The 25,392-nt window shown below is 56.4% G+C and carries 21 protein-coding genes and 1 pseudogene; 8 read left to right on the top strand and 14 right to left on the bottom strand.

The genetic code is table 11. The features are described from left to right. The first annotated feature begins 334 nt into the window (after positions 1-334). Positions 335-2,407, top strand: coding sequence for an ATP-binding protein (locus J4D97_RS17390; RefSeq protein ID WP_208308685.1), 2,073 nt, complete (start codon positions 335-337; stop codon positions 2,405-2,407). Between the two features lie 68 nt (positions 2,408-2,475). Then, positions 2,476-4,047 carry a M28 family metallopeptidase gene (locus tag J4D97_RS17385; protein WP_208308684.1) on the top strand — a complete coding sequence of 524 codons (1,572 nt, stop codon included), beginning with the start codon at positions 2,476-2,478 and terminating at the stop codon, positions 4,045-4,047. Positions 4,048-4,234: 187 nt separating this feature from the next. Here the strand turns inward: J4D97_RS17385 and J4D97_RS17380 are convergent, their stop codons facing one another. From J4D97_RS17380 to J4D97_RS17370, 3 genes are all read right to left on the bottom strand, one after another. Further along, on the bottom strand, positions 4,235-5,704 hold the full coding sequence (locus J4D97_RS17380; protein ID WP_208308683.1) for a carbohydrate-binding protein: 1,470 nt from the start codon (positions 5,702-5,704) through the stop codon (positions 4,235-4,237). Positions 5,705-6,159: 455 nt separating this feature from the next. Further along, a complete protein-coding gene (locus tag J4D97_RS17375; protein ID WP_208308682.1) occupies positions 6,160-6,534 on the bottom strand; it encodes an L-rhamnose mutarotase in 375 nt (124 codons plus the stop codon). An 84-nt stretch (positions 6,535-6,618) separates the two neighbouring features. Next, positions 6,619-7,479, bottom strand: coding sequence for a dienelactone hydrolase family protein (locus J4D97_RS17370; protein ID WP_208308681.1), 861 nt, complete (start codon positions 7,477-7,479; stop codon positions 6,619-6,621). Positions 7,480-7,729: 250 nt separating this feature from the next. Here J4D97_RS17370 and J4D97_RS17365 point away from each other — a divergent pair, with 250 nt between their 5' ends. Further along, positions 7,730-9,370: a carboxylesterase/lipase family protein gene (locus J4D97_RS17365; RefSeq protein WP_208308680.1), complete on the top strand. Its 1,641-nt coding sequence runs from the start codon at positions 7,730-7,732 to the stop codon at positions 9,368-9,370. Positions 9,371-9,721: 351 nt separating this feature from the next. Next, positions 9,722-10,303: pseudogene (locus J4D97_RS17360) on the top strand (hypothetical protein); the annotation flags it as partial. A 41-nt stretch (positions 10,304-10,344) separates the two neighbouring features. Here J4D97_RS17360 and J4D97_RS17355 read toward each other — a convergent pair. Both J4D97_RS17355 and J4D97_RS17350 read right to left on the bottom strand, forming a co-directional pair. Next, on the bottom strand, positions 10,345-10,716 hold the full coding sequence (locus tag J4D97_RS17355; protein WP_208308678.1) for a cupin domain-containing protein: 372 nt from the start codon (positions 10,714-10,716) through the stop codon (positions 10,345-10,347). A gap of 20 nt (positions 10,717-10,736) precedes the next feature. After that, positions 10,737-10,979 (bottom strand): Kazal-type serine protease inhibitor domain-containing protein, encoded by a 243-nt coding sequence (locus tag J4D97_RS17350; RefSeq protein WP_208308677.1) that lies wholly within the window; start codon positions 10,977-10,979, stop codon positions 10,737-10,739. 243 nt (positions 10,980-11,222) lie between these two features. Here J4D97_RS17350 and J4D97_RS23905 point away from each other — a divergent pair, with 243 nt between their 5' ends. Together J4D97_RS23905 and J4D97_RS17340 are read left to right on the top strand one after the other, a co-directional pair. Further along, positions 11,223-11,657: a YtxH domain-containing protein gene (locus tag J4D97_RS23905; RefSeq protein ID WP_185280959.1), complete on the top strand. Its 435-nt coding sequence runs from the start codon at positions 11,223-11,225 to the stop codon at positions 11,655-11,657. A gap of 137 nt (positions 11,658-11,794) precedes the next feature. Next, entirely contained in the window at positions 11,795-12,376 is a 582-nt protein-coding gene (locus tag J4D97_RS17340) for a YtxH domain-containing protein (RefSeq protein ID WP_208308676.1), read from the top strand. 411 nt (positions 12,377-12,787) lie between these two features. Here J4D97_RS17340 and lysS read toward each other — a convergent pair whose 3' ends face one another. From lysS to J4D97_RS17305, 7 genes are all read right to left on the bottom strand, one after another. Next, complete coding sequence (gene lysS / locus J4D97_RS17335) at positions 12,788-14,347, bottom strand: lysine--tRNA ligase (protein WP_208308675.1); 1,560 nt, start codon at positions 14,345-14,347, stop codon at positions 12,788-12,790. A gap of 134 nt (positions 14,348-14,481) precedes the next feature. Then, a complete protein-coding gene (locus J4D97_RS17330) occupies positions 14,482-15,510 on the bottom strand; it encodes a hypothetical protein (protein WP_208308674.1) in 1,029 nt (342 codons plus the stop codon). Positions 15,511-15,753: 243 nt separating this feature from the next. Beyond that, the gene (locus tag J4D97_RS17325; protein ID WP_208308673.1) at positions 15,754-17,904 is read right to left on the bottom strand and encodes a carboxy terminal-processing peptidase; all 2,151 of its coding nucleotides are present in this window, start codon (positions 17,902-17,904) and stop codon (positions 15,754-15,756) included. 307 nt (positions 17,905-18,211) lie between these two features. Further along, on the bottom strand, positions 18,212-19,039 hold the full coding sequence (locus J4D97_RS23900) for a hypothetical protein (protein WP_347879361.1): 828 nt from the start codon (positions 19,037-19,039) through the stop codon (positions 18,212-18,214). 181 nt (positions 19,040-19,220) lie between these two features. Beyond that, entirely contained in the window at positions 19,221-19,589 is a 369-nt protein-coding gene (locus J4D97_RS17315; protein ID WP_185280954.1) for a hypothetical protein, read from the bottom strand. Between the two features lie 92 nt (positions 19,590-19,681). Then, positions 19,682-20,875, bottom strand: coding sequence for a proline dehydrogenase family protein (locus J4D97_RS17310; RefSeq protein ID WP_208308672.1), 1,194 nt, complete (start codon positions 20,873-20,875; stop codon positions 19,682-19,684). Between the two features lie 127 nt (positions 20,876-21,002). Continuing rightward, the gene (locus J4D97_RS17305) at positions 21,003-21,452 is read right to left on the bottom strand and encodes a hypothetical protein (protein ID WP_185280952.1); all 450 of its coding nucleotides are present in this window, start codon (positions 21,450-21,452) and stop codon (positions 21,003-21,005) included. A 141-nt stretch (positions 21,453-21,593) separates the two neighbouring features. On the opposite strand from J4D97_RS17305, the gene aroB reads away from it, so the two are divergent. Then, on the top strand, positions 21,594-22,640 hold the full coding sequence (aroB, locus tag J4D97_RS17300) for a 3-dehydroquinate synthase (RefSeq protein WP_208308671.1): 1,047 nt from the start codon (positions 21,594-21,596) through the stop codon (positions 22,638-22,640). Between the two features lie 96 nt (positions 22,641-22,736). Then, positions 22,737-23,969: a 3-phosphoshikimate 1-carboxyvinyltransferase gene (locus tag J4D97_RS17295; RefSeq protein ID WP_243900376.1), complete on the top strand. Its 1,233-nt coding sequence runs from the start codon at positions 22,737-22,739 to the stop codon at positions 23,967-23,969. A 165-nt stretch (positions 23,970-24,134) separates the two neighbouring features. Here the strand turns inward: J4D97_RS17295 and J4D97_RS17290 are convergent, their stop codons facing one another. Together J4D97_RS17290 and J4D97_RS17285 are read right to left on the bottom strand one after the other, a co-directional pair. Next, on the bottom strand, positions 24,135-24,548 hold the full coding sequence (locus J4D97_RS17290) for a response regulator (RefSeq protein WP_208308670.1): 414 nt from the start codon (positions 24,546-24,548) through the stop codon (positions 24,135-24,137). Further along, the gene (locus J4D97_RS17285; RefSeq protein ID WP_185280949.1) at positions 24,511-25,356 is read right to left on the bottom strand and encodes a sensor histidine kinase; all 846 of its coding nucleotides are present in this window, start codon (positions 25,354-25,356) and stop codon (positions 24,511-24,513) included. Before J4D97_RS17285 ends, J4D97_RS17290 begins: the two co-directional genes overlap by 38 nt. Positions 25,357-25,392 lie beyond the last annotated feature (36 nt).

The following is a 25,392-nucleotide window of genomic DNA, read 5'->3' as shown; positions in this document are numbered from 1 at the left end:
AGCGGGGCTCGGGGTTATTTAGAATATCATGTACGCCAGCGAAAACCAGTGAAGTATAGCGCGACATCTTCATAAGCTATAGCGTTGCCCAACGCTTTAATTTCCTATTGTGTCATCAACAGGTTCAGCCTTACCGCATCCTACAAAAAGCATAGTTGATACTAGCAGTTTTCCCATGCAGTAGCAGTCATTAAAGGAAATGCTGATGCTATAGAAAAATCAGGGGTAGGAAATGCTGTTCAGGTAATCAACTACGCTACATTTACAGTATCACCCTACCTGTCTTTCTACCTTTAGCTACGCCTTTTCCTGTCATATCAGTCTCTCCCTGGGCATGAAGCATCGTCTACTTCTCTTGTGTTGGTGGGCGACACTGCTGACCGGAATAGCGCGGGCGCAAAGCCCGCAGACAAAGGCGCTGCACCTGGCGCTGGCCCATGCCACCGCCGATACCAGCCGGGTGCTGCTGCTGGCCGACCTCAGCGCCTCCTACCGCTACTCCCATCTCGACTCGGTGCAACACTACGCCCGGCAGGGGCTACGTCTGGCCCGGCAGGTGCACTACCCTAAAGGCGAGGGACGGTGCTTGTCGCGCATGGGCATGTTGCTGGGCGAATGGGGCAATCTGCCCCAGGCCCTGCGCGTGAACTTGCAGGCCCTGCGCCTCAACGAGGCCAGCCACGACCAGGAAGGCACCGCCCGTACCCTCAACCAAACCGGCCTGCTCTACTATGCCCTCGACGATGGCCGGCCCGCGCTGGACTACTTCTTCCGGGCACAACGCATCTATAAACAAGGCATTGGGGATGATTCGCAGTTGATTAGCGTGCTGACCAACATCGGTACTAGTTACATGCTGCTGAATCGGCTGGACTCGGCGGAGTTGTTTCTACGGCGCGCCTACACTCTCACCACACGCTCGCGCACTGTGGAGCAGAGCTGCTGGGGCAATCCGCTGCCCTATATGCTGCGCGAAATGGGGCTGCTAGCCAGCATGCGGGGGCAGTCAGAGAAGGCGATTCGCTATTACCACTTGAGCGCCCAGGCAGCCCTACCCGAAAACGACCAGCGTAGCCGGAGTCGCGCCTACCAGTACCTAGCCGAGCTATACCAACTCCGGCAGCAGCCCGACTCCAGCATCTACTACGCCCGCAAAGCCCTGGCGGTAGGGCAGTCGTTGCCGTTTATGGTGGGCGTGATGCGCAACAGCAACCTGTTGGCGTCGACGTTTACCGGCCGTGGGCAAAACGACAGCACCCTGAAGTACATGCGCCTTATGGTAGCGGCGGCCGATAGTTTGCATAACCCGCAACGCATCAAGCAGCTCGATGCCATCGGTTTTGCCGAGCAGCAGCGGCTGCGACTTCTGGAGGAAAAACAGGCGCAGCTGCAACAGCAGATTCGCGTGGCTGTGCTGATAGCCGTAATGGGTATGCTGGCCCTGGCCACGCTGCTGCTCTGGCGCAACAACCGGGCACAAAAGCTGGCTAACAGCCGCTTGCAACGGCTGAACGAGCAGATACTGTCGCAAACCACCGAGCTTACCCAGCAGCGCGACGAGCTGGGCCGAGCCCTGCAAGACCTGAAGGTAGCGCAAAACCAGCTGGTGCTGCGCGAGCGGATGGCCTCCCTGGGCGACCTCATGAACGGTGTGGCGCAGGAGGTGCGCCGCCCGGTGCAGCGCGTGCGCGAGCTAGCCGGCATCAGCGAGCTATTGTGCCAGGAGTTGCGGGGCGAGTTTACCCGGTGCGCGTCCCATTTGGAAGACGGAGAATACCTGGACGAGATGCTGCAAAACCTGGCGCACTATCAAACTGGTATTGTGCAGGCCGGACAGCGGGCCGATGTGATTGTGCGCGGTATGCTGGAGTATGCCAGCGCCCAGCCTGGTCCGCGGCAGCCTACGGCTCTCAACGGCTTTGCCGAGGACTACCTTCGCATCACTTACCACGACTTACGCGCCAAACACCGATACCTCATGGTGGCCCTACTCTTCGAGCTAGACCCGGCTGTGGGCAGCGTGCCCGTGGTACGTCAAGATTTTGGGCGGGCGCTCATTGGCTTGTTTAGCAATGCATTTTATGCGGTGCAGCAACGACAGCAGCAAATGCTTGGCGAAGAGTATGTGCCGCAGATAAAGCTCATTACGAGGCGTACGACGGGGCGGGTGGAAATCCGGGTGCGCGACAACGGGCCGGGTATTCCGGCGGCTGATCTGTCCAACATTTTCCAACGCTTTTTCACCACCAAACCAGTCAGTGAAGGTACCGGACTAGGGTTGTCGCTGAGCTACGACATCGTCACGCGGGGGCACGGGGGCACGCTCACGGTGGAAAGCGAGGTAGGGCGGTTCACGGAGTTCTGCATCACGCTGATAGCAGCCGAAAGCAGTCCGGCGCAACTGTAGTACGAGAGCTGTGTCCCTCATCAGCGGCCACCGTGCGCCGCGTTCTGTTCCAAAACCATTCTTTGCATATGAAAAACGTAGTACTACCCCTATTGGGCGTGCTGGCGTGCAGTGCTCCGGCGCTGGCCCAACAAGCGGAAAAGGTAGATCAGGCGATGGTCGCCAAGATCAAAGATGAAGGCTTGAACCGCTCCAAAGTGATGGAAACGGCCTTTTACCTGACCGATGTGAGTGGCCCGCGCTTGGCCAACTCGCCCGGCCTGATGCGAGCCAGCGAATGGGCCAAAAAGCAGCTCACCGACTGGGGCCTTGGCAAGGCCAACATCGAGTCGTGGGGTGATTTCGGCCGTGGCTGGGAAATCGAGAAGTCCTACGTGGCCATGACCAAACCGTACTACAAGGCCATGAGTGGTACGCCCAAAGCCTGGACGCCCTCCACCAACGGCCTCATCAAAAAGCAGGTGGTGCTGGTGAAAGTGGCATCGGAAGCCGATCTGGAGAAGTACAAAGGCCAGCTGCGCGATAAAGTGATTGTGACGGAGGTGACCTCTATGCCCAAGCTAGGACTGGAGCCCGACGCCCGCCGCTACACCGACGAAGAGCTGCAAAAAATGGCCGCGCCCGTAGTTGCCGACGCTACCCCCCGCCGCCCCGCCATGACCGACGAGCAGCGCGACGCCATGCGCGCCCGCGCCGCGTTGCGCAGCAAGTTGGCGCCGTTTTTTATCAGCGAAGGCGCTGCTGCCGTGCTCAGCAACCCCCGCGGCGGCTCGGTGGGCACCTACTTCACCAGCAACGGCGCCCCCTACGCCGCCGACGCTCAGCCGGTGCTGCCCGAGTTGGAAATGGCCACAGAAGACCAGTTGCGCCTGATTCGGTTGGTGGAAGCAGGCATTCCGGTGGAAGTGGAGCTGGAAACCAAAACCAAGTTTCAGACACAGGACCTGAAGGGCTACAACGTGGTAGCCGAAATCCCCGGCACCGACCGGAAGCTGAAAAACGAAATCGTGATGCTGGGCGGCCACCTCGACTCCTGGCACGCCGGCACCGGCGCCACCGACAACGCTGCTGGCTGCGCCGTGATGATGGAAGCTGTTCGCATTCTGGAAGCCCTGAACGTGAAGCCCCGCCGCACTATCCGCATTGCGCTGTGGAGCGCCGAGGAAGAAGGCTTGCACGGCTCGAAAAATTACGTGAAAAACCACTTCGCCGACCCTGCCACCATGCAGCTCAAGCCCGAGCACGAGAAGCTGGCCGCCTACTTCAACCTCGACAACGGTGCCGGTAAAATCCGTGGCATCTATGCCCAAGGCAACGAGGCTGTGATGCCCATCTTCGCCTCCTGGCTACAGCCCCTCAACGAGTTGGGCGCTACCACCGTCACGGCCCGCACCACCGGCGGCACCGACCACCTGTCGTTCGACGCAGTAGGCCTGCCCGGCTTCCAGTTCATCCAGGACCCCCTCGACTACGGCACGCGCACCCACCACACCAACATGGACACCTACGAGCGCCTACCCCCCGAAGACCTCAAGCAGGCCTCAGTAGTAGTAGCCACCTTCGTCTACAACGCCGCCATGCGCGACCAGAAGCTGCCGCGTAAAGCCCTACCCACTGCCAAAGCAGTAGGCCAGCGGTAAGCGAGTACCTCTAGGTGAACAATCAAAAAAGGCGGTCAACTCGACCGCCTTTTTAATAGCTGTTTGTCATCCTGAGTGGAGCGAAGGACCTTCTCACGTTAGCACGCCTGTTGTAGCAATGACTTGTGCTGACGTGAAAAGGTCCTTCGCTCCACTCAGGATGACAGATAAGTTAGGAAGGAAGACTTTATAGCACCACCAGCTTCTTCGTGATCTTCTCCGTGGCGCTGGACACCTGCACCATATAGACGCCGCTGGGTAGGGAGGCTTTCTTACCCAGATCCAGAGTGCTTTCGGAAGTGGTTTGCTGCCATACCTGTTGGCCGTTTGCGTTGGTAACACGCACCGTGAGGAGGGTAGTAGGGTCGGGGTTTTGCAGATGCAGCAGCAGCGGTGCGCCCGCCGCCCGCGGGTTAGGATACAGCTCTACGCCCAGCGAGGTAGGTAGGGTGGCGGCTGGTTTGCCGGCATCAGCAACAGTAGCTGCGGCAGAGAGAGTAGCCGTTGTCACCTTCGTGATGCGCAGCCAGTTGAAATTCCAGCCGCCGGTTTGGGCAAATACGCCGAAGTTGTAGGTGCCCGCATTCACGTTCACGGTTTGCGAAACGGTGGTCCAGTTCTGCCAGCCGCCCGTGGCCGGAATACTCACGCTGCCGAGTTGGGTGGAACCCGCGTTCAGGTCCGACGACAGGGTGGCGCCGCTGGGGCTGGCCACGCGGTACTCAATCTTGTAGGAGCCGGAGGTAGGGAAGTTCACATTGTTGTACGCCATCCAATCACCCGCATCAATGTAGGCTACGTTCTGGCCGCCGCCTGTGTCGGTGGTGTTTTCCAGCTGCACGCCGTTCATGCTGCCGTAGCTCTCGGCCTGAATGGTGGAGGAGGTAGGCGCCGTGGTACCGCCGGTTTTTTGGTACACCCGCACGTAGTCGACATACATGGTAGCGGGCAGCTTGCTTTCATCCACGGTCTGGCCGGGCCAGTTGCCGGCCACGGCCAGGTTCAGGAGTAAGAAAAACGGCCGGTGAAATTCTTCGGTGCTGCCCACATTGTTGAGGATGCTCATCTCATGGTACTTCACCCCATCCACAAACCAGCGGATGGCGCTGGCGTCCCACTCCACCGAGTACACATGGTAGCCCGAGAGGTCGAGGGTGGTGTTGCCGCCATATTCGGCGTGGCCATTGCTGTCCCAGTGCGGCGTGCCGTAGATTTTGTTTTCGGAGTTGATGTGCTCCATGATGTCGATTTCACCGCAACGGGGCCAGCTCACCTGGTCAATATTGCCGCCCAGCATCCAGAACGCCGGCCACAGGCCCTGCCCCAGCGGCACCTTAATGCGCGCCTCCAGCTTGCCGTAGGTAAACTCCTTGATGCCCTTGGTAATCATGCGCGCCGAGGTGTAGGGCATACCGCCCACCGTCTGTTTCTTGGCCGTGATTTGCAGGATGCCATTGGCCACTGTGGCATTGGCCGCTTGGTAGTACTGCTTCTCGTTGTTGCCCCAGCCGCCGCCGCCGGTTTCAAATTTCCAGCTGGAGCTGATACCGTTGGTAAACTCATCGGCCCATACCTGCTGGTAAGTTTGGGCTTGTACGGCCGTTGCGCCAGCCAGGCACAGAGCAGCGGCGAGAAGTTTGGTAAAGGTGGTTTTCATAGAAGTGAACGTGTGGTGGAAAGGAAAGAAAGAGCGAGGGTAGGAGCCAGCAGGCGTGGCGGAGATGGTGGGGCCGAAGCCCAGGCCGGCACTGGTACCAAGCAGGGTAGCGCAGCGCCGAAAGCAACCAAATATTTCAACTTTCCAGACAAAATACAATAGTCCACGCCGCACAGAACCAAGCTGAAGATGCGTTGAGTGAGCGATACACAACTACGGCTATACGCTTGCCGCACACGTGGCTCGGGCCTGCATTTCTAGCTGCGGGGCCAAATACAACTCTGAAGGATTGTGGTAGATACTGGCTACTGAACAAGCCAAACAGATGTCGAAAACCGGAATTTTTTTCGAAAAAAATCTGCGATTTAGTAATCAGGAAAGTACCAAAAAGCACCTTGCCCTACCCCCGGGCGGTGGGTAGGGCAAGGTGAGAGCAGCCAACGCGTAGCTCACGGCTATGCGTTCATGGTGTAGATGCGCTCCATTAAGCGCCACTTCTCAGCGGCGGTGGCCGTGGCGGTGGTCTGCTGGCAGGCGGCCACCACGGCTTCCCACTCGGCTTGCCGGGGCTTGGTGGCCAGCTTCTGCATGGCCGCGTCGTGGTCGAAATCGGGCACGGTGTCCATAATCATAAAGGCCTGATTATCGAGCAGGTAGATTTCCATGTGCAGGATGCCTACCTCGCGCATACCCTGCGCAATTTCGGGCCAAACGCCCTCCGGGGAGTGCAGCTGCCGGTAGGTGGCCAGCAGGGCTTCATCGGGTTTGAGATTGAGGGTTTTGCAATACCGTTTGTAGGGGGTAGGGTGGGGTTGTTCGGGGTATCCCATGGAGGTAGAAAAGAGGTAAGCAGACAAAGAATGGGCAGGCAAGGCGCTACGATGTGCTCGCACAGCACTATTGTCGCATCAACTTTAGCTCAATTGCTTTTTAAACAGCTCTAGCGTGCGTTGCCAAGCCAACTGCGCGGCAGCGGCGTTGTAGCGGGCCGGCGAGGTGTCGTTATTGAAGGCGTGGTTGACGCCTTCGTACACGTAGAGTTGGTAGGGAATGTCGGCGGCCTTCAAGGCCGCCTCGTAGGCCGGGATGCCGGCATTCACCCGCTCGTCGAGGCCAGCGTAGTGCAGTAGCAGTCGAGCTTTGATGTTGGGCACGTCCTCAGCTTTGGGCTGGGTGCCGTAGTAGGCCACGGCGGCGTCCAGCTTGGGGTCGTGGGTAGCCAGCTTGTTGGCCATGGCCCCGCCCCAGCAAAAGCCTACGCAGCCGGTGCGGCCATTGCAGTCGGAGCGCTGGCGCAGATAGGTGAGAGCGGCCAAGTAGTTTTGCAACGTCTTCTCGGCATCGAGCTTGCCAATAAGGGTACGACCTTCATCCTCGTTGGCCGGCGTGCCGCCAAACTCCGACAAAGCATCCACCCCCAGCGCCAGGTAGCCGGCCTGGGCCACGCGCCGTGTCACATCCTGAATATGCGGCGTCAGCCCCCGGTTTTCGTGAATCACGACCACCGCGCCGCGCTTCTTCTTTTTCTTGGGCTGCACCAGGTAGCCCTTCATGGTAGTGCCGGTGGCGCCAGGCCAGGTCACAGTTTCCGTCAGTAGGTCATCGGCGGTGGTGGCCACGGTAGCGGCCTGGGCGTAGCCGGGCTCCAGCGCCGCCAAGGCCGTAGCTGCTAGCGCCGTGCTGCCTACCAGCCTGGTGAGTCGCTCCAGAAACTCCTGTCGCGTAAGCGGAGCGTGTGTGTACTCATCGAACAGATTGATAATGCGCTGATCCATAGACAAAAGAACAAAAGGTGATAAGGGGAGGGTAGTAAGGCGCAAAAGGTAGGGATAAACCAGAATAGTGCTACCTGCCACTGCTCTGCCTCAAAGCAGATAAGAGTCTAAGAGCCTATTGACACGCAGACCGCTATATTGCCCCGGCCCTAGCTACTGGCCCGCTTGCATTTGCTGTGCATTCGTGCTATCATCAGCAAAACGAGGCCACCGGCCACACGTATTTCTTGCTCTTACCTATCCCCATCCTATGAAAGTATTTCTTTTAGCGGCCGTGCTCACGGTAGCGCTACCTCCTGCGACCACCATGGCGCAAACCAAAACGGCGGCTGCCAACAGCCTCGCCAGTAACAGGGTGCAAACGGCAAATGGCCCGTTGGAGGGCACTACGGCAGCCAGCGGCATTCATGAGTTTAAAGGGGTGCCGTTTGCCGCGCCCCCCGTAGGTGAGCTGCGCTGGCGTGAGCCGCAGCCCGTAAAAAGCTGGACCAACGTGCGCCCCGCCAAGCAGTTTGGGCCGCGCGCCATGCAGCTGCCGCTGTTCGGCGATATGAATTTCCGCTCCGATGGTGTCAGCGAAGACTGCCTCTACCTGAACGTATGGACGCCCGCCAAAACGGGCCGGGAAAAGCTGCCGGTGCTGGTGTATTTCTACGGCGGCGGCTTTGTGGCCGGCGATGGCTCCGAGCCGCGCTACGATGGCGAGAGTATGGCTCGGCAAGGCATTGTGGCCGTCACGGTAAACTACCGGCTGGGGGTGTTTGGCTTCCTGGCGCATCCGGAGCTGACTAAGGAATCGCCTCACCACGCCTCCGGCAACTACGGCTTTCTGGACCAAAGCGCGGCCCTGCGCTGGGTGCAGCAAAACATTGCGGCCTTCGGCGGCGACCCCAAGCAGGTAACCATTGCCGGCGAGTCGGCCGGGTCGATGTCGGTGAGCGCGCAAATGGCTTCGCCAGTGTCGAAGACGTTGTTTGCACGAGCCATTGGCGAAAGCGGTTCTATGCTGAACACCGGCTTCGGGCCGGTGTCGCTGGCCGAGGGTGAGCAAACCGGCGTTGCCTTTGCCACCAGTTTAGGTGCTGGTTCGCTGGCCGCGTTGCGCGCGCTACCGGCGCAGCAGTTGCTGGAAGCTACCGGCAAACCGGGAGCGGCCCGTTTTGCGCCTACCCTCGATGGCTATTTCTTCACCAAGATGCCCACCGCTACATTTGCCGCAGGCGAGCAAGCGCACGTGCCGCTGCTGGTAGGCTGGAACTCGCAAGAAATGGGCTACCAAGCATTGCTAGGCCAAGAGCAGCCCACAGCCGCTAACTACACCAAAACCTTGCAGAAGCTATACGGCGAGCGGGCTGCCGACGCACAAAAAGCCTACCCTGCCGCCACCGATGCCGAAGTAGAGCAAGCCGCCACCAACCTGGCCAGCGACCGGTTTATTGCCTACAGCACCTGGAAGTGGGCCGAAATGCAGCAAAAAACCGGCGGCCAGCCCGTGTACCGCTACCTCTACGCCCGCCCTCGCCCCGCCATGACCCCCGAAATGGGTAACGCCACCGCCGGCCTGGCCGGGGGCGTAGTGAAGCAAGCCGCTGGCGCCCCCAAAGCGCCCCTAGCCAAGGGGGCAGTGCACTCCGCCGAAATCGAGTACGCTTTGGGCAACCTGGGAACTAACAAGGTATACGCCTGGACCCCAGAAGACCACCAAGTGTCCAAGACCATACAAACGTACTTTGCCAATTTCATCAAAACCGGTAACCCCAACAGCACTGGACTGCCTACCTGGCACCAGGCCAGCAGCGGGCAAGTATTGCACATTGATGTAAAAACGCAGGCTGAAGCAGATAAAACACGTCCGCGCTACCTGTTTATGGAGCAGCAGTTTGGTAAATAGGCGTGCTCCATGGTGTAAATAGGTAGGGATAATTCTCCACGCCGAAGTCCCTGGGAAGCATTGCGTAAGCTGCTGATACATTGCGCAGTGCCTCTCAGGGACTTCATGTGTCGTTTAGGTGGAACCTACTACACTTCATTGCTCTCAAGGGAATTTCTGAACAGTCTCAAAAAAGCAGAAAACAAAGTCAGCTGTACATCTGAATAACATGTTGTTTCGTATATAGTCCAGCTCAGCACTATATCGCGCACGATGGTCTTTCCAGATAGTTTAATTCCATCCAATGAGAAGGCGCGGCTGCAGGCATTGGCGCCTTTTCGGGTGCTATAGGCACTACCCGATGTCGTTTTCGATGCGCTTGTTGAATTGGTTGCTCTGCTATTCAACGCTCCCGTAGCCATGTTATCGTTTGTAGATGCTGATGTGGTATGGATGAAGGCGCTGTATGGGCTATCGGAACCCCGGCGGGTGCCTCGCGACCAGAGCCTATGCTCAGTCACTATTTTGCAGGATACAACTACCGTTGTGCAAAATCTGAACGAGGTAGTCTTACCCACGCCTATAGCCGACCTGCTTAACGAAATGCTGCAATTGCATTTTTACGTAGGGCATCCATTGCAAATGCCGGGGGGCTATAATATTGGCGTGTTAGGCATTGCTGGGCGAAACGCCAGGCTTTTCGGCGAAGCCCAGCAGCAACGGTTAAGTAGTTTGGCCTCACTGGCTATGCAGTTGCTACAGCTACGGCTGGCTTTGCCTCAATGCAGAGAAAACCCTTCTCCTGTGTGGACTTTTTTCTATGACGAATTGGTGCAGTGCATCGCCCAATTAGAGCCAGATAGCCTCGATACGGCCAGTCGACTACAAGCCATCGATCAAATCATCGCGCTACTGCAACGGGACCTGGACCGCGCAAATGCTACCCTGCCGTAGCTTTCGTGTTTCCTATAAGGTAGGGACAGTCCTGATAATATCTACTCAGCCTCCCGGTTCACGGTATCGGGGTTGAAGGCGGGCACGCAGATAGACCAATACTCGCACTCTTCTGCAAACGGGTTGGAGTAGCGTACCCGGGCACCCGCCTTAATCAGAAGCGATTCTCCTGCGCCTAGCTCTAATACGTCGCCGTCTACTTCAAAGCGTTTGCGGCCCCGCACAATCAGCGTGATTTCGTCGAAGGCGGGCGTTTGGTGCGGCTCGCTCCATTGGGGCGGGGCCACCATGTGCGCCACGCTATACTGCGGCGTATGGGTGCTGGCTAAGCCAATATGCTCCTCTATGAGCTTGCCATCGGTGGTAGGCACCCGGAAGGGCGCCTGCTGGCGGAAATAGCGCTTTTCAGACATGGGTAGGGTAGGAGAAGTAGTTAATTGGCCGTGCCCGCGCAGGCACCGGGGGTGTAGCTGGTTACGCCGGCGTTGTCGGCGGCACAGCTGTTAGAGTAGGTTTTACCGTTGCAGCCGCACACGGGGTCGTAGTTCATAGGGCACATAGCATCTTTGCGGATTTTGGCTGGGTCGATGCAGGCAGTGGCCGAGGTAGGCGGGGGTGTACGATGGCAGGCGGCGCTGCTCAGCAGCAAGCACGCAAAAAGGAATTTGGAAAGCATAGGCAGAGAGGAAAGTATCGGGGCCGCAAAGAGCAGCTTCAGCAGAGAGTACGAAATAAGCAGGTAGCCGTTGGAATATCTGTGTATTCCTATTTTTTGTCTTCTCGTGAAAACCCCTGCCCGCGGCCTTCGTATAGAAAGGCAACTTGCCATCACGCTGAAGCGCAGCTTGATGTTATTGCTTCTGCGAGAGGGTGGCAGTCGTTCATTTGATTCTATACACAACTTTTCTCTCCTCACACAATGTCCTATCAAGAAGAAGACAACACGGGTAAAATTCTCCTCGCCGCTCTTGCTGGTGCTGCCGCTGGTATCGTAACCGGCCTGCTCATTGCACCCGATAAAGGCAAGGAAACCCGCGAAAATCTGAAAAGCGCTGCTACGAAATACAGCGGTCAGCTAGGCGACCAGTTGTCGAAATACGGCGAAGAGCTGGACTCGAAATTTAAAGGCTACGTTGAGAAACTGGAAGACCTGGGCATCGGTGAAGCTGGCAGCAGCCTGAACCTGAAAGGCAATTGGGACGAAGCCAAAGGCAAGCTGAAGCAGCAATATGCGCAGCTCACTGACGAAGACCTGGAGTATGCTGACGGCAAAGGCGACGAGCTGGTAGGCCGTTTGCAGCAGAAACTCGGCAAAGGCAAAAAAGAAATTACGAAGATGCTCAACGACCTGTAGGTCTGACCACTTTCTCGTAACAATAAAAAGACCTGACCCACTACGTCAGGTCTTTTTGTTACCTCAGGGTTAACCCTACCTGCCTGGGTTGCGTTATTCGCTGACAGACTGCCTGTTTCACCTTTTTCCCTATTCTCATGAAAGATAACAAAGACAACGCCGGTAAAATTATCCTCTCCCTGCTCGTTGGCGCCACTGCTGGTGCCGTAGCCGGTTTGCTGTTAGCTCCCGAAGCCGGAGGAGAAACCCGCGCCAACCTGAAAAAATCGGCCGCAAAGCTCGGCGATGATGTAAATAAACTGCTACAGAAAGGCCAGGAAAGCATCGATCAGGCCAAAACCAGCGCTGCTGGTTTGGTAGAGCAGGGCAAAGCTGCCGCCAACGATGCGCTGGCTTCCCTCTCAGCAGAAGCGCAAGGACTAGCCGGTAAGGCTACCGACCTAGCAAACCAAGCCACTGAGCAAGCCAAGAAAGTAGCCGATGATGTAACCAACAAAGCGCAGTCGCTAGCTGGCACGGCCACAGAGAAAGCCCAAGACGTTGCCGATACCGTAAGCGACACAGCCCAAACCGCCGCCGATGCCGTAACGGGCAAAGCACAGGCCGCTGCTGCTGAAGAGAAAGAAGATGCAAAGGAAATTGCTGCTCACACCAAGAGTGTGGCCAACCATACTGGTAGCCCGCAGCCTACCCCGAAGGTAGACCCCATCAAGCACTAGGCCCGCGAAAACGCCAACGATACTTCGTCGCAGAGCTAAAAAAATACGGCACTGGCGTAACCCTACCCGTAATCAGCCGTTAAAGAAGATATAACCGGCTTGAATAGATAAACGGATAGTTGTTTGTCGTAAAATTGCCGACAGTAGGAGCTTCTTCCTGAAATGGTCAAACATTCAGGTCGTAAAATCAGACTCGTCCATCGCAAGCTTCTTCAAGCAAACCGTTTTGAATGGTTAGCCGATTATAATTCGAAAGGCCGCCCGCAATTACTGCGAGCGGCCTTTCCTTTTTTGTCTTCTGATGCAAAAACGCTTTTTCAGCACTAAGGCCCGTCATTCCGAGTTTTCCAAGGGATGACGGGCCTTAGTGCCATTAAGCAAGTTGTTCCACCCTGCTCAACGCGCAGAATATTATTCCGCTTCCGGGTGCGGCGCGTTTTCCGATTTGGTGTATTCCGGCTTCATCTGCGGGAAGAATAACACATCCTGAATAGATGTGGAGTTCGTCATAATCATGCTCAAGCGGTCGATGCCGATACCCAGGCCGGCCGTGGGCGGCATGCCGTACTCCAAGGCGCGCAGGAAATCCTCGTCGAGCACCATAGCTTCCGTATCACCGCGCTTGCCTAGCTCTAGCTGCTCCTCGAAACGGGCGCGCTGGTCGATGGGGTCGTTCAGCTCGGAGAAGGCGTTGCAGATTTCCTTGCCATTGCAAATCGCCTCGAAACGCTCTACCAAGCCCGGCTTGTCGCGGTGCTTTTTCGCAAGCGGCGACATCTCCACGGGGTAGTCGGTGATGAAGGTAGGCTGGATGAGCTTCGGCTCTACGTGCTCCCCGAAAATCTCGTCGATGATTTTGGCCTTACCCATGCTGGGATCCAGCCCTACCTTGAGGTCTTTGGCGGCGGCGCGTAGCTCGTCCTCGCTCTTGCCATCAATACTGAAGCCGGTATAGTGCGCAATGGCTTCGGCCATCGTAAAGCGTTTCCAGGGGCGCTGGAAGTTGATAAGGTTTTCGCCTACCTGCACTTCGGTTTTACCGTGCAGGGCCAGGGCCACGCGCTCTACCATTTCTTCCACCAGATCCATCATCCAGTAGTAGTCCTTGTACGCCACGTACAACTCCATCTGGGTGAACTCGGGGTTGTGGAAGCGCGACATGCCCTCGTTGCGGAAGTCCTTCGAGAATTCGTACACGCCATCGAAACCGCCCACAATCAGGCGCTTCAGATACAGCTCGTTGGCAATGCGCAGGTAGAGCGTCATGTCCAGTGTGTTGTGGTGCGTTTTGAAGGGTCGGGCGGCGGCACCACCGTATAAGGGCTGCAGGATGGGCGTTTCCACCTCCAGGTAGCCTTTGTCGTTGAGGTAGTTGCGCATGGCCTGCACCAACTGCGTGCGCTTCACGAAGGCGTCGCGCACGTGCGGGTTCACCACCAAATCCACGTAGCGCTGGCGGTAGCGCTGCTCGGGGTCGGTGAAGGCGTCGTAAATGGTTTCTTGGCCGGTAGCTTCGTCAACTACTCGGCGCACTACGGGTAGGGGGCGCAGGGCTTTGCTCAGCAGCTTGAAGTTCTTCACGTGGATAGACGTTTCGCCTACCATCGTTTTGAACACGTAGCCTTCTACCCCCACAAAGTCGCCTAAGTCGAGCAGCTTCTTGAACACGGTGTTGTACAGCTCCTTGTCCTCACCGGGACAGATTTCGTCGCGGTTCACGTAGAGCTGAATGCGGCCCGACGCGTCCTGCAACTCCGCAAACGAGGCCTTGCCCTTCACCCGAATCGACATCAGGCGGCCCGCCAGGCGCACGTCCTGAAAATTGTTCAGCTCGGGGTGGTAGTTGTCGTGAATTTCCTGGGCGTAGAAGTTCACGTCAAACAGCTCGGACGGATATGGTTCGATGCCGAGCTTTTGTAGTTCGTCCAGCTTCTGACGACGAATTAGCTCCTGTTCGCTAAGATGATGCATAGGGTAGGGGTGTGGCAGACGGCCGCAGCCGCAAAAGTCAAGCTGCAAAGGTAAACCATGGCGCAACAAAAAACGCTGGCCCAGCAGACCAGCGTTTACGTGTATATGGAGTAGGACTGTTAGAAGCAATTGGGTTAAGCAGCAATGCCCATCTGACCATCGGCCTCCTGGCCCAGTAGCTGGGGCTCTACCCGCGTGCGCAGGCGTTCCTGCACGAAGCCGTGCTGCAAGTGCTTGGGCAAGTCGGCTACAAGCTGCTGGTAGCGCTCCAAGCCCATGGCCTTGGCCACGTAGGTTTCGTGGATGCCATTGAGGTAGCTCACTACATTCAGCAGCGACTGATGGAACAGGCTGAAGTCGATGTCGGCTTCCACGTAGCGCTCAATCTCGCGGCTGGTCTGCGAAATCTGCAAGCGGCCCAACAGGTCGAAAACCGTGGTATAACCTAGGCGCCAGGTAATCTGCTGCCAATGGGCGGCCGTCCACTTGTCCAGCGGCTTACCGGTTTTCTGGCTGCGGATAGCTGTGTTGGGGTTGTTCTGCACTTGCTGGCGCGTCCACTGGGCTTTCATCTTGCGCGTGGTGCGCAAAAACTGACCAATCTGCGCCTGCGCTTCAATCTCTTTGCCGGCAATGTGCAGCCCAGCCTTGTAGCCCGCCAGGGGTAGGCGGTGTATGCTAAAGTCGCCGTAGCTGCCCGCGGCATAGAATGATACCGGTCGTGGGTAGGCGTTGCGTACCACCAGTCGCCCTACCTCCCGCCGGATAAGCGAAGGGTTATTGCCGCGCACGCCCGTGGTATACAGGAACGCCTGCAAGCCAGCTAAGATGGTGTGGTAAGCCTGCGGAAAGGTCCAATGCAAAGCGTTGCGCAAGTAGTCCTCGTCGCCCAGCTCGGCAGTGGCGCGCAGTGCGTACTCGGTGCTCCAGCACGTGTGCAGCAAGCGCGTAATGGCTTGTACATCCGTATCTGCCAACTCAGCCTCGTGGGCCCGGAAGAAAGGAAGGTGCTGCAACCCGCCCAGCGCGTCGTCGCCTTCCTGAATGTGGTAATTCAGAGCGAAAAAGTAGTTGAGGAAAACCTGGGCCGGAATGGATTTGCGCCACGTTTCCTCGGCTTGTTTCTGCTCGTCCGTTACGAGCGGAATGATAGGAGTTTCCATTGTCGTCGTCATGCTAAGTAAACAGGCAATAGCTATTATTTAGTTGCATATTTACTAAAAATATTCGTAATGAAATTAGTATTTTAAGTAATTGATTATCAATTGAGTAAATTTTAATATTCCTCTGAAGATCTTCGATAATTATAAGGTGTGTTTGCTAATGCTATTGGTTGTTGTCCGTTGAAACGAAAAAGCCCCGGTACCAAAACGGTACCGGGGCTTCTGATAAGGTAGGACGAAGCACTATGCCTCGTCCTGAATAACTGATACGGCTTCACGCAGGGTCATGTCCTTACGCAACGGCTTCACGAAGCGAACAGCGCGGTTTACCTTCACCGTGTCGCTACCCTGCGCCTGGATATCAGTAGCCAAGGCACTGATATTGATGGTAGCAGCAGCTTTCTGAGCAGCTTCAAACTTATCCGACTCAATCTTGGCTTTGTCTTGCTCGGCTTTGTACGTCGTCAGTTTCAGCGATACGCTGGTGTCGTTCTTGCGCTGTACCATACGCTGCACCATCTCGCTCATTAGCTTGAAGCGTGGGTCGGTGGCTACGCGCTTCTGGCTAGCAGCAGCTAGCTTGGCCACAGCTGGGGCATCAGCCCATGTCTTGTAACGAGCCGGAGCAATTTCGTCCCATTTCAGCGGATATTCAGCTTCTTTCTCGCCTTGGTCGAGGTAGCTGTATGGATCGGGCAATACAATGTCCGACATCACGCCTTTGAACTGAGTAGAGCCACCATTGATGCGGTAGAACTTCTGCGTCGTTAGCTTCAGCGAACCGAACGGCTTGATGTTGTTGAACTCAGCGGGTAGGGCGTCGTCCAGATCGAAGATGCGCTGCACGGTGCCTTTGCCATACGTGCTGGTAGAGCCCATCACGATGCCGCGCTTGTAGTCCTGGACAGCCGCAGCCAAAATCTCGGAAGCCGAAGCGCTAAACTTGTTTACCAGCACCACCAGCGGGCCGGTGTACTGCACACGAGGGTCACGGTCATTTAGTACGGTAGCGGCACCCTGGCGGCTGCGTACCTGCACCACCGGACCACTATCGATAAATAGACCAGCCATTTCCACGGCATCTGTCAGCGAGCCACCGCCATTGAATCGCAGGTCGAGCACTAGTCCTTGGATATTTTCTTTTTGAAGTTTTTCCAACTCTTTCTTCACATCGCCAGCCGAGCTGCGGCCACCGTTGTCATTGAAGTCGGCATAGAAAGAAGGCAGCTTGATATAGCCATATTTCTTCCCGCCCTCATTGATAGTAGCCGACTGCGCAAAGGTGTCTTCCAGTACTACCACATCCCGAATGATAGGAATGATCTTGGTGCTACCATCGGCTTTCTTCACCGTGAGGCGTACTTCCGTGCCCTTTTTGCCTTTGATCAGCACAATGGCTTTATCCAGACGCATACCTTCTACCGACACCGGTACCTCAGCGCCTTGGGCTACCCGCGTAATGATGTCGCCGGCTTTCAGCTCACCCTGACGGTAGGAGGCACTACCCGGAATGATATCAGCTACCTTGATCTGGCCGTCTTTCTCCTGCAACGAAGCGCCGATGCCCTCAAAACGGCCTGTCATGGCCTGATCGAAGTTGTCTTTATCACGAGGAGCGAAGTACTCGGTGTGTGGATCGTAGGTATTCGCTACCACATTGGCATACATCGCCAAACGGTCGTTGGCGTCGGTCTGCATCAGGTCGCGGAACTGGTCGTCATAGTACTTCAGCACGCGTTTGCGAGCTTCGGCCTCCATTTGCTCAGGGGTGCGGTTGGGTTCGTCGGTAACAAGGGTAGCACTCTTAACAGTAGAGGCAGTCAAGTTGCCTTTACCAGTACGCTTGGCCTGTTCGTCTATCATCTCCGACATCTGCACTAGGGCCCGGTATTTCAAGAACTTACGCCAGTCCTCACGCTGGGCCGCCTTGTCAGCTGGAAAAACCATCTTCTCCGGATCAGTTTCCATTTTTTCCTCCACGGTAAAGTCAAATGGCTTGGTCAGGATGTCGCGGTAGAGGGCCTGAATGTCCTTCACGCGCTGATCCATCAACTGCGTGCTCATGTCTAGAAACTCGTGCGACCCACGCTTCACTTCGTCGTCGATGTCTGTTTGGAGCTTGCTGAGTTGCGCTACATCAGACTTCAACAAAAACTTCTTGTTGACGTCGATGCGCTTGAGGTACAGATCGAATACGCGCTTCGAGAAGGCGTCATCAATCTTCTCTGGCTGATAATGGGCAATGTTCAGCCCGCTCAGCATCACTCTGATCAGTACATCGTCTTTCTGAGGCGCAGTGGCATCGTTGCGCTGGTACAGCTTGTAGGATGCCAACACGAAGATGGCCATCACCAACGAGGCATACAGGCCTATTTTAAGTCGTGGGGAAGACATGAAGAAAAAATAAAATGGAGGAAAACCAAATATAGGAAAAACACACTCTGTTTGCGTACGTGCGCACAGATTGCGCGGTTTGGTATCAGAACGTCTAAATCAGACAAATAAGTGCCCTGTATTCGCCAGCATTTATATTCCCGAGGGTAGGGGCTGAAATTGTCGCTATTGCTACGTAATCTGCCGGCACTTTCTACGCAATGATGCTGTATCAACACAAAAATTCAGCCTGAAATGCAAAGAAGCCTTCCCTGAAACAGGAAAGGCTTCTTTCTTAAGTCACTGCGTAAGCAGGTAGCTGATATGCTTAGTACTTGTAGATACGGTCGCCTTGGTGGCGACGGAATTCTTCTTCAAAGTATTTAGCGTCTTCTTCGTTACGGGGTTTCACACCCATTACGATGCCGCCATCTTTTACATCTTGCTCGTACTCAGCGGCATGCTCTTCAGGAATGCCCGAGCCTACCAGTGCGCCTACTAGACCACCTGTTAGACCACCGGCACCGGCACCAGCCAATGCAGCGGCAATCGGACCGGCAATTACTAAGCCCAAGCCAGGCAGTGCTACCGAAGTACCAATGGCAGCAATAGCACCAATTACGGCACCAGCAGTACCACCAATGGCCGAGCCTACACCAGCACCTTCCATGGCCTTATCGCCCAGATCGGTTTCGGGGGTATTTTCGCCGAAATGCGTTTTACGCGTTTCGTCCGACATCAGCAGGTTTACATCGTCTTTGGTATAGCCACGCGACGACAGTGAGTTGTAAGCACGCTCGGCGCTGTCACGGTCACGGAAGGTAGAGGTCAACATGCTGCTGCCGCTACCGCTGCTGCCTGAACGATAAGGTTCGCCCGTTACTGCGTGTGCTGCTTCATCAGCTGTATTCTGTATGCCATCAATCCCACGGCCTACTGCTGCTCCTACCGAGCCGGCCATTGCACCACCTTTAGCGGTAGCGCTGTAATCGTCGCCATCAACGCCAGGGTTTGCGCCAGTGCCAGCGTTGTAGCTAGTGCCTTCATTGCTTGTGCTAGAGCTATTGCCTACGCCAGTACCAGTGTTGGTAGTACCATAGTTAGCGCCTGCACCTGTACCTGTGTTCTGTGGGTTGTTACGATCGTTCGTGTTCATCGGGAAAGAGTCTTAAGGTTAAATAGAAAGGTGTATCCCGGACCAGCGCACGTATCACATGCGGAAGTCTCGAAATACACCTTCCTTAACGAGGGCTGCACTATAGGGTTACACCTAGCTGTACAGTTGCCCGTATCTTGTACTCTTACCTCTTTCGGTTGTATCTATTGGAGAAAGACGATTAGAGAAACTGGCTGTAATTTTCGTCGTTTTGCCAGAAGTCACGGCATTCGCTACGGAGCGATTTTACAAAGTCCTGGTCCTGTTTCAACTGCCTCCATTCGCCCATACCTAACCGCTCGCACATCTTGAAAAAGTTGTCACCCTGCCCCTTGGCTCCTTTTATTTTCACCAAGCAGCTCAGCAGCGGACGATTCGCATGAAATTCGGATTCGGAGATTTCAGCGAGAATTTCAACCAAACGCGACTTTTCGTGGGTGATGTCCAGGTTCAGCCCCAGTTCGGCCTCTTGAATAAGATTCAAAAAGCTGGTAGTGCCAACTTGCTGGCGAGCGAAGCGAATAAGATGCGTACGGACGCGATTAATCATGTGGGAAAAGCAGGGGTGGAACAAATATTCCCGGGGTGTAGGGACAGAATAGCGGGAAAGGGAGCTAAAATTATGCCGTTCCCTGTAGCTACTTAAACAGACATCCGCCGACGAGCTATTTCCTTTTGAATCAATAAGAACTCGCGGCTGCTTTGCCCAGCAATGGCGGTGTTTTCATCAGCACGACGGAGGAGGTAGGGCATCACGGCGGCTACCGGACCGTAGGGCACGTATTTGGCCGTGTTGTAGCCCGCATGTGCTAGGTTATACGTAAGATTATCGCTCATGCCGTAGAGCTGGGCAAACCACACGCGGGTGTCGTTGGGCGCAATGCGGCGAGCCTGCATCAGCTCCGTGAGTAGGAGGGAGCTGGCTTCGTTGTGGGTGCCGGCACACAGGCTGATGCGGTCGATGTGGTCGACGCAGTAGCGGAGAGCATCATCGTAGAGCTGGTCGGTGGCCGTTTTGGTAGGGTTGATGGGGTTGGCATAGCCACGCTGGGCAGCCGTACGGCCTTCTTTTTCCATGTAAGCACCCCGTACCAGCTTGCCACCCAGGTAGTAGCCTTCGGCTTTTGCAGTAACGTAGGCTTGTTGTAGTGCTTCCAGCCGGTCGTGGCGGTAGAGCTGGTAAGTGTTCCAGACGATAGCCGACTCGCGGTTGTACTTCGCCATCATCTCATACGTCAGCGCATCAATGGTATCCTGAAACCAACTCTCTTCCGCATCAATGAACACGCGCACTCCGTGGCGATGCGCCAGGCTACAAATGGCATCAACGCGGGCGTGGGCACGCTCGTAGCTGGCCTGCTCGGCGGGCGTGAGGGGCTTGCCGGCCTGCTTCTTCTCCAGGATGGCGCTATGGGCTACCCCCGTCACTTTAAAAACCGAAAACGGGATGTGCTTGGAGCGATGCGCCAACTCAATAGTTGCCAGCAGTTCGTCGCGGGTACGGTCAAAGCTACGGTCGTCGCCTTCGCCCTCCACCGAGTAGTCGAGAATGGTGCCGATGTTGTAACGGCCCAGCTCCTCAATCACCGGCTTGCATTCCTGAATGGTTTCACCCCCGCAAAACTGCGAGAAAATGCTGTGCTTCACCAAGAACTTAACGCCGGGTATACGCCACTGAAGAGCAGTTTTCATAAGCGAGCCGCCCGCTTTCACGGTGGCCGGACTATTCATGGCCGCAAATAGGGCGTAAGTCTTGCGCAGGTCCGCATCCGACTTGGCGGCAAAGGCAACAGCAGTGTCCTCGAATGAAACGGGTGGAGCTTGGGTAACAGGCATAAGAAGGCGAATCGGGAGTAAAACAGCGAAAAGGCCATTTTCGCAGGGCGAAGATACCTTTTTTAACACCGTTTCTTCCACCATAGTTGCACCTGCTTAGGGGCATCTTGGCCAGCCGCTGCTAGCGCTATTGGGTAGGGTAGGAAACGGTATTTCCCGCCACAGACGAGACCGGCCGTTTGCGGGCAAACAGGTGCCCCCGGCCCTCCGCGTCTGTATCGCGCAGGTAGAGGCGGTTGCCTACAACCGTATAGAACTGGTGCGCCCGGTAGCCGTGGTACACAATCAGTTGCTTGCGGTGGCTGCGGCGGCGCAGGGTAAACTGCGCGGCGCCAGTCATAGAGTTGTCTTGGTAGAAACGGGCCCGGCCACGCCGGTCAAATTCTACGGCGCTGGTATGGCCTACCAGGGCAGGTGTCAGCTTCAGAGAGTCTGTAGGCAGGGTAGTTTCCACCCATTCCCAGCGGCCTACCAATTGGTCTTCCACACCCGCCACCGAATCTCGGCTACAACCTGTTGTGAATAAGCTGCCCACACAAAGAAGGACAGCGCCACCTTTTTGGTATAGAACATTCATAGATAGATACTTAAATAACGTAGTAAAAGCCCCGCACTAGTATGATTCGATAAAGCCGTGAAAGGTTGCAGCAAATCACGCTATTTTTACCGAAGTCCTTGCGGATTCTGTGCAAAAAATCTACCAGAAAATTCAATAGCCGTGGCTGCTTCTCTTTCCATTGGACCTAATTCGTTGCCCGAGCTGGCTACCCTGCTGGCTCGCCCTGCCGTGGGGCGGGTGGTAGTAGTAACGGATGACAATACGCAACGCCTGTGCTATCCCATTCTGCGCCCCTACCTGCCCGAAGAACATAGCGTAGTGATGCTGCCGGCAGGGGAGGAGTTCAAGACGCTTAGTAGCTGCGAGTTGGTGTGGAACGAACTTACGACGCAGCGCGCCGACCGGTTTGCCGTGGTCGTGAACCTGGGGGGCGGTGTGGTTACGGATTTGGGTGGCTTCAGCGCGGCGCTCTACAAGCGCGGCGTTCGGTTTGTGCAGGTGCCTACTACCCTGCTGGCGCAGGTAGATGCCAGCGTAGGGGGCAAGACGGGCGTTGACTATCAGGGATTTAAAAACCACATTGGCGTATTTCAGGAGCCGGCGGCTGTGTTCATCGATCCGCAGTTCCTGCAAACGCTCGACCCGCAGCAGCTGAAATCGGGTTACGCGGAGATTGTGAAGCACTGGCTAATTGCCGATGCTGAGGCCTTTGCCGCTGGGCGCTACACAGGCCTATTCGTGGAGGACTGGACGCCGGTTATCCGAGCTTCGGTGGCTACCAAGGAAGCCATTGTGGCGCAAGACCCGCTGGAAAGCGGGCTGCGCAAGATCCTGAACTTTGGCCATACGGTAGGCCACGCCCTGGAAAGCTACCTGCTCACGCAGCCCGGCCGCGAGATTCTGCACGGCGAGGCCGTGGCCGCGGGTATGGTCTGCGAAAGCTGGCTATCAGTTCAGAAAGGTCTTCTCAGCCCCGAGGAACTGGATAAGATTGAAACGTTCTTGTTCTCGATTTACGAGAAGGTGCCGTTTGTGACATTAGAGACGGAGGCCATTGCTGACTATGCCCGTCAGGACAAGAAAAACGCCGGGACCACCATCAATTGCACACTGCTAGAAGCCATTGGCCGCGCCGTATACGACCAGCCCATTACGATGCAGGATGTAACTGATTCGCTCCGTTATTATCAAAAAATAGCCCAATAGCTACAAGGTTTGCTTCCTGTGCTGAAGCGTTAACACAAAGCACAAAAGTGTAACTGCCAACCCTATTCGACCTTTCACACCTAATCTGCACATCCTTTGTCTACTACCCTCACCTGGTCGGGCCAGCCCCTGAGTGGCACGGCGCAGCTGCCGGCTTCTAAAAGCGAAAGTAATCGTGCCCTTATCATTCGAGCGCTGGCAGGCGGCGGCCAGCTCGACAACCTATCCGATGCCAACGATACGCAGCTGATGCAGCGCCTACTGGCCAACCCCGCGGCCACTGAGTTTGACGCGGAAGATGCCGGTACGGTGATGCGCTTCCTGACCGCCTACCTCGCCGCGACCGATAGCCACGGCCTGCTCACGGGCACCGCCCGGATGCAGGAACGGCCCATTAAGGTGCTGGTAGACGCACTGCGCGAATTAGGAGCCACCATCAGCTACGAAAACCAGGAGGGCTACCCACCGCTTCGCCTAGAAGGATGGCAAACGACTACCACTAACGAAGAAGAAATACCGGAGCTGGCCGTACGCGGCGACATCAGCAGCCAATACATTTCGGCTTTGCTGATGATTGCGCCTACGCTCCCGCACGGTCTGCTCTTGCGTCTGACCGGCAAGGTCGGCTCGCGTCCCTACATCCGGATGACCCAGGCGCTGATGCAGCACTTCGGGGCCGACTGCCGCGACTTGGGGAGCGTGCTGCAAGTGCGCCCACAGGCATACCAACCTGCCGACTACACCATTGAAAGCGATTGGTCGGCGGCGAGCTACTGGTATGCCATGGTGGCCTTGGGGCCGCAGGGCTCGGAAGTTACATTGCCGGGCTTGCGGGAATATTCCTTGCAGGGCGATCAGGCCATTGTGGGCATTATGGCGCAGTTGGGCGTTGCTACCGAGTACGTAGCCGATGGTGTACGCCTCACCCAGATTCCGCCGGCAACTGCGGCCGCACAGGACTTCACCGACTGCCCCGACTTGGCTCAAACTGTGGCCGTAGTAGCCGCTGCCCTAGACGTACCGTTCGACATGACGGGTATGGAAAGCCTACGCATCAAAGAAACCGACCGCATTGCCGCGCTGCAAACCGAGCTAGCGAAGTTTGGCGGGGCGCTGACGGATGTAGGCGACGGTCGGTTCCGGGTGTCCTCCACCGATTTTAAGGTAGGGGGCCAGTCGGTGGCTACCTACCACGACCACCGTATGGCCATGGCATTTGCCCCGCTAGCCATGCGCGGAGCCCTTACAGTAGAAGCGCCGCAAGTGGTGCGCAAGTCTTACCCCCAGTTCTGGGTCGAGTTGCAAAAAGCGGGTTTCGAGGTGCAGTAGAGACGCATATTTGCGTCTTGTCGTTGAACAATCGGGTGGCAAATGTTCAACGATGAGACGCAAACATGCGTTCTTACTGTTTAGGCAGCCCTGATGTCGTGTTAACCTTACCTCAACCTCAGCAACGACGAGACACAAGATGTTGTGTCTCTACCCCAGGGTGAGTTACTTGTACAGCACCTGCGAGGAAGCCTCGTTGCCATTGTGCATCACCGTGCGGATGGCGCTTTGTACTTGTTCGGGGTCGGCGTTTTTGAGCAGGTAGCCGTGGGCACCCTCAGCGCGTAAGCTCTCAATCAGGTCCGGCTCGTCGTGCATTGAGATGATGATGACGCGCACGTGCGGGTATTGGGCCCGTAGCAGGCGGGTGGTCTGGAGGCCATCGAGGTTGGGCATTTGCAGGTCCATCAGGACCACATCGGGCACCAGGCCCTGATCGAAATGCTCTAGTAGCTCCTCCCCGTCACCAGCTTCAAACAGCACCTCCATCCCCGCAAAACCGCTGAGCAGCGCGTGTAGACCTTTCCGAAATAATATATGATCATCGACCACCGCCAGGCGAATAGGGGTGTTGCTCATAGGTGGTGACAGGAATAACAGGATCGGAAGCAAGATACTCAAGGGGTAGGGAAATCCAAACCCTGCTGCCCATGCCCGGTGACGATTCATGTTGCAACATACCTCGCAATACGGCTACCCTGCTGCGTAGGTTGGTGAAACCCAGTCCTATACGCGCCCCTACGGCTGGTTGAGCCTCTACCAGCGCCGGATCGAAGCCCACGCCGTTATCAATATATTGGATGGAAAGCGAATCGGGGCCGAAGTTGACGGTGATGTCGATGTTGGCGGCCTGAGCGTGGCGCAGGCCGTTGCCGAGCAGTTCCTGCACCACGCGGTAGATAATCAGCTCTTGTTGGGCCGAGAGGCGGCGCGGCTGCCCATGCTGGGTAATCACCACCCGGGTAGGGCCGTCGGCAGGTACGGTGCGGGCCAGGGCTTCGAGGGCAAAGGGTAGGCCGAACTTTTGCAGGGTAGCGGGCAGCAGGTTGCGCGAAATGCGGCGTACTTCGCCAATCACCTGGTCCAGCAAATCGGTGGCGTCGCGCGTGAGGTCGGGGCGGGACAGGGCGTTCAGGTGCATCTTCACGATGGCCAGGGTAGTGCCTACCCCATCGTGCAGCTCGCCCGCAATGCGGCGACGCTCTTCTTCCTGGGCCAGCAAGGCTGCTTCCAGGGCCTGCTGTTGGGCAGTGTCTTCCACGGCACGCATCTGCTCCTGCTGCCGAAACAGCCGCCGCTGATAGCGAATTACAAAGACGATGATGCCACCCGAAAGTAGCATCAGCAACGGCGTAATCAGAACCAGAGGGAGTAACGATTCGGGCATAGCAACACTGAAAGGCGGCTATAGGCCCGACGGGCT

This window comes from Hymenobacter defluvii (assembly GCF_017589435.1).
Taxonomy (GTDB): domain Bacteria; phylum Bacteroidota; class Bacteroidia; order Cytophagales; family Hymenobacteraceae; genus Hymenobacter; species Hymenobacter profundi.
Note: the sequence above shows the minus strand (reverse complement) of the source record. Positions and strands in the feature narration are given on the sequence as shown.